Source organism: uncultured Campylobacter sp., from assembly GCF_938045775.1.
Classification (GTDB): Bacteria; Campylobacterota; Campylobacteria; order Campylobacterales; family Campylobacteraceae; genus Campylobacter_B.
On the sequence record NZ_CALIBH010000239.1, the window covers coordinates 1 to 9,491 of the forward strand.

Consider the following 9,491-nt stretch of genomic DNA (forward strand, 5'->3'; position numbering starts at 1 on the left):
TTAGAAGCGGTGCCGGCGGATCGATCAGATTAAGCTTTTCCGGCAGAAAAGTCTATATTTTCATCCGCACGGGATACGATAGTTTCGAGCCTAGCGTGGATCACAGCGTATTTGGCTTTGATCCTGCGGCGTCTATCAAGCACGAGCTTCTATTTTTTCTGTCCATCGTAAAAAGTCTGAAATTAAACGAAAATATCTGGCAGGATTAAATTTTAAATTTGATCTTAAATCCGTAAATACAGAGGCTTTTCGCCGCCGCGAAATTTTGAAATTTAAAAGTACTATTCCCGGCTCGGCGCCGCTATGATTTAGAATTTTCGCGACAAGGTCTTATGTGTTTCGCTGCAGGGCTTATTGCATTTGCAGCGGAGAGCAAAGTTTGAAATCTATCACGATGAAACCCCATGCGATTTATAAATTTTTGCGGCCCGCATAGAGGAATTGAGCGAAGATGGATACTGATATGGCGATGATTGCACCGTACGCTTTCCATAATGGAGATTACCACGCTGCCTATCATCGTGCCGCAAACGCTACTTTTACCGTCGCGAACCCGCACCAAAAAAATTGAGTGCCATCGCGGCAATGATAGAAAAGATACCTTACTCATATTTTCATGTTTATTTCGCTATCCTAACGCTTTTAAAAATCGACGATTAAAAAGCTCATACAAAAAGCCGGCTACACATTTAATCTGCCTCCAAGCATTTTTAAGCAACAATACGAAAATCAAATTTTCGGAGTCTACAATGACGATTTACGAGTTAAAGCCCAAATTTCAAAATTTACTTCGTCCGTTAGTAAGACGTCTTTACGGCGCGGGCGTCAGCGCAAATCAAGTCACGATCGCAGCCTGCCTCATTTCCGTTCTGCTGGGCGGACTTCTGATAAAATTCGCCGAAGTTTCGACGCTATTTTTTCTGCTGCCCGCTTGGATGTTTTTGCGTATGGCGCTAAATGCCATCGACGGTATGCTAGCTCGCGAATTTAATCAAAAAAGTCCGCTAGGAGGCTATCTAAACGAAGCTACGGACGTCATCTCGGACGCCGCGCTGTATCTGCCGTTTGCTTTTATCGCACCTTTTGGCTGGGGCGTTATCACGTTCGTTATTTTTCTATCTTTTATGAGCGAATTCTTAGGCGTGCTAGGTCAGATCCACGGACGAGGTAGACGCTACGACGGACCTATGGGTAAAAGCGACCGCGCGTTTATATTCGGGCTTATCGGTACGGTATATGCGCTATTTGGGCGACTGCCAGAGTGGTTTAGCTGGGTGCTTTACGCCACGATATTTTTACTTGCGCTTACTTGTGTAAACCGCGTGAGGATGGGACTAAAAGGCGGGGAATAAGGAGCTTCGGACGAGGATAAATTTAATATCTATCTCCAAAATCGACGCAAGATAAATTCGCCTAAATTTGATATAATTGCAAAAGTTTTAAGCTCACCTCGACGCGGGCATGCAATAGTTATAAATTTGATCTTGTTTAAATTTACGAGATTTTTTGAGGCGAGGATAAAATATCACGGCGAATTTGTCCGCTTAATTTAGACGCTTTAAAAGACGCTAGGCGCGCAAAACGCGCTCGGTTAATTTCGAGCGTTTTATCAAAGTCGGTGAAATCAAAGGCAAGTAGCAAAAGCGGCAAATTGCAGGCGTTACTTAAAACCGTATCGGCTTTAATCGCCTCAAATTTATGTCTAAACGCTCGTTTTTGGCAAGGTGGGCAAGAAGCTTATTTGCCGCACACAACCGTAAAATTGAGGGCGCCGCAAAAAGTGAATTTGAAAAATAAAAGAGTAAAAAGGATACAAGATGAAAGAGTTTTTAGCAGCCGCGCTTGATTTTATCCTTTGCCGTATTACGATATTTATCACGGGCGTGCGGCTGCCACAGGAGCTTTTAAACATCGGCGAGGGCACTAAAATTTACTACGCAAACCACGCCAGCCACGGCGATTTTTTGCTGATTTTCGTCTCGCTGCCGTATCGCGTGAGAAAGCGCGTGCGCCCCGTCGCGGCGGCGGAGTACTGGGAGAGCGGACCCGTGCGCAGATTTCTTGCTAAAAACGTGTTTAACATGGTGCTAATAAGTCGCCGCAAAGATCCGCTAGAAGCGCTAGCGCAAATGAGCGACGCGCTGCAGACACACTCTCTCATCATCTTTCCGGAAGGCACGCGCAAGATGAACGACGACTTAGCACTTCAGCCGTTTAAAAGCGGGATATTTCGTCTAGCGCAACAGTGCCCCTCCGTGCCTTTGGTGCCGATTTGGATCAAAAATGCGCGCAACGTCCTGCCTAAGGGCTTTATGATACCCATCCCGCTGCTTTGCGAGCTGATCGTGGGCGAGGAGATATCGTACGGCGGCGAGGGCAAGGGCGAGTTTTTACAAAAGGCGCAAGACGCGCTGCTAGCGATGAGCGATACGCAAAATGATAGAACGAAAGCCTGATTTGGCGGCTCTGGCGACGGCGGTAAATTTGAGCCCTACAAATCCGTCAGACGAAAAGGGAAAATTTGCGACCGATTTTTGCGGTAAATTTGACGGCGAGCCTTTTAAAACGGCGGCCGAAAACGTCAAATTTGAGCGCGAAACCCGGATCAAAACGCTCGCCTCGCCGCAAATCAAATTTGACCCAAACGTGGGCTCAAAGCGCGAGCAATTCTGGCTAGCAAATTTAACCGCCCGCAGGGCAAACCAAACGCGCGTAAATTTGACTCGCTTGGAGCACTCCGAAACATACGTCAAATTTAGCTTCAAATTTAACCAAAAGGCCCTAAAATGAACCCGCAAAATCATATCTTAAATCTATTTTTAGGACTCATCGCGGTGCTAGTCGTCTCTAGCGCCGTTGCCTTTATGCTAAAGGCTAAATTCGGCGCCGAGAACAAAACTATCTCAAATTTGACCTCGCGCATAAACGCCTGGTGGGCGATGATTTTGGTCATTTTTGCGTTTACGTATATGGGCAAAAACGCCGTAATATTTTTGTTTTTGCTCGTATCTTTTGCCGCTTTGCGCGAGTTTTTGTCGCTCATCTACATCCGCAGGGGCGATCACATCGCGCTCGTGGCGTGTTTTTACGTGATTTTGCCGGTACAGTATATCTTTATCTATGCCGACTGGTACGCGATGGCGATGATATTTATCCCGGTTTACGGATTTTTATTTTTGCCGATTTTGGCGGCGATTTGCGGCGATGCGGCCTATTTTTTGGAGCGCTCGACGAAGATCCAGTGGGCGCTGATGATCTGCGTGTTTTGTATCTCGCACATCCCTGCACTTCTTTTACTAGACCTTGAAAGAGGCAGCAGCATGGAGCTGATGCTGTTTTTGATCATAGTCGTGCAATCTAGCGACGTGCTGCAGTACATCTGGGGCAAGCTTTTTGGCAAGCGCAAGATCGCTCCTAGCATCAGCCCGTCTAAGACCGTGGTCGGCTTTGCAGGCGGCGTACTTAGTGCTAGCGCGCTGGCTGCGTGTCTGCATCATCTCACGCCTTTTGGCGAGGTAGGGGCGTTTTTCATCGGGCTTGCCGTTTGTATGATGGGCTTTTTAGGAGGGCTTGTTATGTCTGCGATCAAGCGCGATCTGGGCGTCAAGGACTGGGGCTACATGATCAGCGGGCATGGCGGGATGCTTGACCGTATGGACTCGCTGTGCTTTGCGGCGCCGATATTTTTTCACATAGTTAGATATTTTTACGCGTGAGGTTTTGATGAAAATTTGGAGCAAAATTTTACTTTTAGCGCTCGCGGCAAATTTGGCCTTTGCTTTTTCGGCCGACAAGCTCGTGCAAGACGCTAGAGTGCAGGTCGGACGGACGCTGTTTTACGATCCTTCGTACTCTAGGCTAGCCTATCCGATGGGCGATGTGGATATGATAAAAGGCGTTTGCACCGACGTCGTAGTTAGGGCCCTGCGCGGACAGGATATCGATCTGCAGCGGCTCATTCACGAGGATATGAGCGCAAATTTTAGCGCTTATCCAAAAAATTGGGGTGCGAAAAAGACCGACAAAAACATCGATCATCGCCGCGTACCAAACATCGCGACCTATCTAAAACGCAAGGGCTACGAGGCGAAGGGCGAGTTTAAAGCAGGCGATATCGTGACGTGGCGGCTGGATAACGGCAGGCCGCATATCGGCATAGTTTCGGATAAATTTGCCGCCGGCAAAACCCCGCTCGTGATTCACAATATCGGGCTTGGCGCGCAGGAGGAGAATGTGCTAAACGAGTACGAGATAACGGGGCACTTTAGGATAAAATAAGCGCAAAAATCGATAAATTTAAGCGAGAAAGGCGAAAAATGGAGTTTAAAGAGAGCTATTTTATAACCAGCGACGGGGTGAGGATATTTTACAGATACCGTTTGGCTAGCGACGTAGCGTGCGAAAACCCGGGCGCAGGCGAAGCAAATTTGAGTAAGGATGGCAAATTTGACGGGTCAAATTTGAGCGCCGAGGCCGTAAATGAAACGTCAAATTTGGCTAGCGAGCAGGCGCGCGGCGCGGGTGAAAATACGAAGCCAGGCTTAAACGGCGAAGGCAAATCGGACGAGCAAAATTTACAAAGAAGCGGCAAAAACTCGGACTCAAATTTAAACGAAGCCGGCAAATGCGGCGCGTCAAATTTGAGCGAAAACGCCGAGCAAAATTTCAAATTTAAAGCCGCGCCGAATGCCAAAGCCGTAGCGATATTTCACCGCGGACACGAGCACTCGGGCAGGACGACGCACGTAGCAGACGGGCTAGCGGATGAGAGTTTTAGCTATTTTGCCTGGGATCAGCGCGGACACGGTAGGAGCGACGGCGAGCGGGGCGACGCGCCTAGTATGGGCCGCGTTATCGCCGACGTGGACGAGTTTGTGGCGCACATCGAGCAGAGATTTGGCTTTGAGACGCAAAATCTAGCCGTGATAGCTCAGAGCGTGGGCGCGGTTCTGGTCTCGGCGTGGCTGCACGACTACGCTGTGCGCGTTCGCTGCGCGGTGCTGGCTAGTCCCGCGTTTAGCGTGAAGCTTTACGTACCGTTTGCCAGAGCTGGACTAAAGGCGCTTTACAATGCGCGCGGAAATTTTTTCGTAAACAGCTACGTCAAAGCTCACTATCTCACGCACGACAAACAGCGCCAGGCCAGCTACGACGCCGACTCGCTCATCACTCGCGCGATCTCGGTGCGCATACTGCTTGGGCTTTACGAAGCGGCACAGCGCGTGGTTTCGGACGCCGCCGCGATCACGACGCCTACGCTACTGTTAATCTCGGGCGATGATTGGGTCGTGGAGCACGCCCCGCAGCACGAGTTTTACAACGCTCTTGGCGCGCACGTAAAAAGGCGCGAGATTTTAGAGGGATTTTACCACGATACGCTGGGCGAGAGCGAGCGGGAGAGGGCGTTTGAGATCGTGCGCGAGTTCGTCGGCGAGAGGTTTAGCGCGCCTTTTAGCGAGGTGGACTGCACGCACGCGGACGAATACGGCTTTAGCCGCGAGGAGGCCGATAGACTAGCTACGCCGCTGCCGAGATTTAGCCCGAAAAATTTGCGATTTAAATTTCAGCGGATATTTATGCAGGCGGTTTCGCCGTGGGTCGGCGGGCTAAAGATCGGCGAAAATACGGGCTACGATAGCGGCAGTACGCTTGACTACGTTTACCGAAACGAGCCGCAAGGGGCGAATAAATTTTTCAAATTTATCGACGAAATTTACCTAAACGCCATCGGCTGGCGCGGTATCAGAGAGCGCAAGCGAAATATCAAGCTAGCTATCGATCAAGCCGTGGCAAAGCTGCAGGAGCGAGGCGAGCCGCTACGACTGCTAGACATCGCCTCGGGACACGGCAGATACATACTAGACGCCGCGCAGGGGCATGAATTTGAGCGCATAACGCTACGCGACTACAGCGATATCAACGTGAAAGCCGGCAGCGAAATGATAAAAGAGCGCGGGCTACAGGACGTCGCGAGCTTCACGCAGGCAAATGCGTTCGAAGCCGCTAGCTACGAGGGCCTGCAGGACGCATATACGCTAGGCGTCGTGTCTGGGCTGTTTGAGCTCTTCCTGGATAACTCGGTCGTGCGCACTGCGCTGCAAGGCTTTTCAAGCAGCGTAAAAAGCGGCGGCTACCTCATCTACACCAATCAGCCGTGGCACCCGCAGCTTGAGATGATCGCGCGTGCTTTATCTAGCCACAGGCAGGGTGCGGCATGGATCATGCGCCGCCGCAGCCAAGCCGAGATGGATCAGCTCGTGGCAAATGCGGGATTTAAGAAGGTGAAAGAGTGGATAGATGGGGATGGGATATTTAGCGTGAGCTTGGCTGTTAAAATTTAGCCTTTTGCGGCTTGTCTTTTTCCTTTATACTTCGTTAGAAACTCGGTCGGCTTTGGTCACGGACGACTAGTCCGCTCTCTGGCCTCCGTCGTTTCCGCCTCGTCTAAAGAAAAAATACTGCGCCTTATCGTTTTACGCTCAAATTTGGGGTCAAATTTGCAAATTTTACCGACCGAGACCCGCATCGTGAAAGCGTAAATTTGAACACGCAGCGCGTTAGCGCCAGATAAAACTGCGCATAGCGCAGCAACCTCTCACGTCGTAGGGGTTGGGGGATCGTTAAGGGGGAAGGGAGCGACTTCGTAATTCAAGCCCCTCCTCCCTTAACAAGAAAGAGTAAATTTAATGCGCAATACTAAATTTAACCAAACCAAATTTAACATTTTAAAGATTCAGGTCTCGGTGAGTAAATTTTACGCTTTTACGCCTTTTACGTCAAGCGAGTGATCTCGGACCGATTTAGCTGCCAAAGCGCAAATGCACTAAAATTTGATAGAATTAGCAAAAAAGGCAAAAATGAAAACAAAACCGTTTTTATCGCAGCTGGCCGCGCTAGTCGTCGTTGCGGCGATATTTTACGCTAGCTACGGCGCCACGAACGCCCTCGCTAGCGCTCGCGCAAACGTGCCCGAGATTTATTTCGCGTGGGAGCGCGCGCTACCGTTTTGGGCGTGGAGCATCGTGCCGTACTGGTCGCTAAATTTGCTCTACGCGCTTGGATTTTTCCTCTGCCGTGACGCCGGGGAGCTCGCGCGCTACGTTACGCAGCTGCTAGTCGCTCAGATGATCGCGACGCTGTTTTTCATCGCTTTTCCTCTGCAAATGTCGTGGGAGAAGCCCGCGGTTTCGGGCCTTAGCGGCTTTTTATTCTCAAGCCTGGCCGCCTTTGACCTCCCGTTTAATCAAGCTCCGTCGCTGCACATCATACTTTGCGTCGTGGTGGGCGCTTTTTACCTTCGCAAGGCGCGTGCGGCTTGGCTTAAAGCGGCGCTTGTCGCGTGGTTTGCGCTCATCGGCCTTAGCGTGCTGACCACGTATCAGCACCATTTTATCGACATTCCGACGGGGCTGGCCGCGGGCTGCTTGGTGCTACTGATTCGTCCGCTAGATGGCACTCCGCTTAGTTTTGCTATAGCTAGGGAGGCTGCTCGCTACAAATGGGTGGCGCTATATCTAGGGCTTGCGTTTTTGACGCTTTTTGCGGCGATTTTGGGAGCTAAAATTTGGGGCGCGTGGATGCTGTGGCTATCTTGGGCGAGCCTTAGTTTCGCGCTGGTTGCTTGCGGTTACGCGTTTTTGGGCGCGGGAGTTTTTGCTAAAAACGGGCAAGGCCGTCACGCCGCCGCGGCTAAAGCTTTACTTTTCCCGTATCTTTGCGTCGCGCGGCTAAATGCGATTTTTTGGTTGCGCAGACGCCGGCTTTCAGACGAGATTTTGCCCGGGCTGTATCTAGGCTCGGTTAAGCAGGCGGGTAAATTTGACGCGGTGCTGGACTGTGCGGCCGAGTTTGAGCGGCCGGGCGACGCGCAAATTTACGCAAGCGTGCCTATGCTAGATATGATAACGCCGAGCGCGACCGAGCTAAAACGCGGCGCGGACGAACTCGAGCGGCTCGTAAAAAGGGCTCTTTGCGGCGGTGAAAATTTACCGCAAATGGAGGCAGAGCTAGGATCAAATTTTAGCGGCGAAGTAAACGGCTGCGCACACGGGCTAGATTTTAAATTTCACGAGCAAGCGGACTCGCGGGTAAATTTGCAAACGCGCGTCGCGGCTAACGAAAGCGAAATCGCCGAGGCGGGGCAAAATCTTACAGGCGCGAACGAGCGAGCCGCCGAGCAAAACGGTAAAAAGGTGTTAGTGTGCTGCGCGCTGGGCTACGGCAGGAGCGCGTCGGTGTTGCTTGCTTGGCTGGTGATTTACGCAGGACTAGGCTTTGATGAGGCGCTAAATTTGCTAAAATCTCGCCGAGAAAAGATCGCAGTCGCTAGCTCGCTACGTGAGCGGATAGAGCGGCTGACTGCAGAAGCCCGCGTAAATTCGAAAGCGGAGTAAAGACGAGCTAAATTCCCAAAAGCAAGTGCGGCAAATTTAAGCGCGAAATAGGCGCAGGCCAAATGTGATCAAGTCCGGTTTGAGGGATTAAATTTAAAAATCTGAAGGCTAGAAACAAGCAGCATTGTAAATTTCTCGGCGAAAATAAACGGAAATTTAACCAAACGCCCAAAATAAGGAGGGAAAATGACGAATGCGGAGCGAGAAAAAGCGGCGCAAGGCGGGGAGCGGGAATGCCGCCAAAGGACGGACGACAGAGCCTTGGCGCTGGTTACGGCTAGGTTTTTAGCGACGCATAGGCTGTTTTTCTTGTTAAATTTGCTTCAGCTAGCCGTCTGCCTTACGATTTTTACGAATTTTGCCGTGATTGCGGGCTTTTTGACGGCCTTTGCGGGGCTATTTTATCTGCACGTTAGGCTGCATTTTGATGCGCTGATTTTTAGAGATTTTGCGGAGGGGAGGCTTGATTGCAGTAAATTTGACGCGGCGCTTACGGAGCTAAATTTAGCTAGCAAGCCGCCTAAAATCCGCAATATGAAAAGTCGCTACGCGGGAGCTTTGCGGCTATATAAATTAACGGCCGCGCTTACTCTCATCGCCATCGTCGCAGCTTTGGCGGGTTACTATCTGAGCTAAATTTGCTTGCCCGCTTAGACGGTTACGGAACGCCGATTTAGACGGCCGCGTCGGTTTGCGCGCAAAATTCAACAACTGTTTTTTACGGCGAGATAAACGAGATAAAATTGATTGCTTTTGCGGACTATTTTTGTAGCGACTATTTTAAGCGATGAAACGGCAGTTAGTATCTCGGCGCACTGTATTCGAGAGCTTTAAATTTGACGATTTCGTCGGTATTTTAAAATTTCAAAGCATAAAAAATCCAGTGCAAAAAGACGAAATAGACAACCGAGCAAGTTTAGTCTGGGCAAAATATACGAATTTCCTTTTATAGCACCACGACCTCGGTTTCCAGTTCGATACCGAATTCCTCAAAAACGCGGCTTTGCGCTAAATTTATGAGCGCAATCACATCCTCAAAGCTCGCGCCGCCGAAATTTATGATGAAATTGGCGTGCTGCTCGCTAAATTTCGCTCCGC

At 50.2% G+C, this 9,491-nt stretch carries 9 protein-coding genes and 1 pseudogene; 9 read left to right on the forward strand and 1 reads right to left on the reverse strand.

What is annotated here, in order from left to right:
- The 9 genes from Q0238_RS09885 to Q0238_RS09925 form a co-directional block, all read left to right on the forward strand.
- On the forward strand, positions 1–209 hold a 209-nt coding region (locus tag Q0238_RS09885; RefSeq protein WP_297945665.1), incomplete at its 5' end, for a DUF3137 domain-containing protein.
- Between the two features lie 540 nt (positions 210–749).
- A complete protein-coding gene (locus tag Q0238_RS09890) occupies positions 750–1,352 on the forward strand; it encodes a CDP-alcohol phosphatidyltransferase family protein (protein WP_297945667.1) in 603 nt (200 codons plus the stop codon).
- 465 nt (positions 1,353–1,817) lie between these two features.
- Positions 1,818–2,456: a lysophospholipid acyltransferase family protein gene (locus Q0238_RS09895; RefSeq protein WP_297945669.1), complete on the forward strand. Its 639-nt coding sequence runs from the start codon at positions 1,818–1,820 to the stop codon at positions 2,454–2,456.
- Positions 2,437–2,790 (forward strand): hypothetical protein, encoded by a 354-nt coding sequence (locus Q0238_RS09900; protein ID WP_297918790.1) that lies wholly within the window; start codon positions 2,437–2,439, stop codon positions 2,788–2,790. Before Q0238_RS09895 ends, Q0238_RS09900 begins: the two co-directional genes overlap by 20 nt.
- On the forward strand, positions 2,787–3,716 hold the full coding sequence (locus Q0238_RS09905; protein WP_297945671.1) for a phosphatidate cytidylyltransferase: 930 nt from the start codon (positions 2,787–2,789) through the stop codon (positions 3,714–3,716). Before Q0238_RS09900 ends, Q0238_RS09905 begins: the two co-directional genes overlap by 4 nt.
- Before the next feature lie 7 nt (positions 3,717–3,723).
- Positions 3,724–4,278, forward strand: coding sequence for a DUF1287 domain-containing protein (locus tag Q0238_RS09910; RefSeq protein WP_297945673.1), 555 nt, complete (start codon positions 3,724–3,726; stop codon positions 4,276–4,278).
- Between the two features lie 38 nt (positions 4,279–4,316).
- On the forward strand, positions 4,317–6,341 hold the full coding sequence (locus Q0238_RS09915) for a bifunctional alpha/beta hydrolase/class I SAM-dependent methyltransferase (protein WP_297945676.1): 2,025 nt from the start codon (positions 4,317–4,319) through the stop codon (positions 6,339–6,341).
- Positions 6,342–6,857: 516 nt separating this feature from the next.
- On the forward strand, positions 6,858–8,393 hold the full coding sequence (locus Q0238_RS09920) for a phosphatase PAP2/dual specificity phosphatase family protein (RefSeq protein ID WP_297945678.1): 1,536 nt from the start codon (positions 6,858–6,860) through the stop codon (positions 8,391–8,393).
- A 186-nt stretch (positions 8,394–8,579) separates the two neighbouring features.
- The gene (locus Q0238_RS09925; RefSeq protein ID WP_297945680.1) at positions 8,580–9,029 is read left to right on the forward strand and encodes a hypothetical protein; all 450 of its coding nucleotides are present in this window, start codon (positions 8,580–8,582) and stop codon (positions 9,027–9,029) included.
- A 310-nt stretch (positions 9,030–9,339) separates the two neighbouring features.
- Here Q0238_RS09925 and murB read toward each other — a convergent pair.
- A pseudogene (murB, locus tag Q0238_RS09930) lies at positions 9,340–9,491 on the reverse strand (UDP-N-acetylmuramate dehydrogenase); the annotation flags it as partial.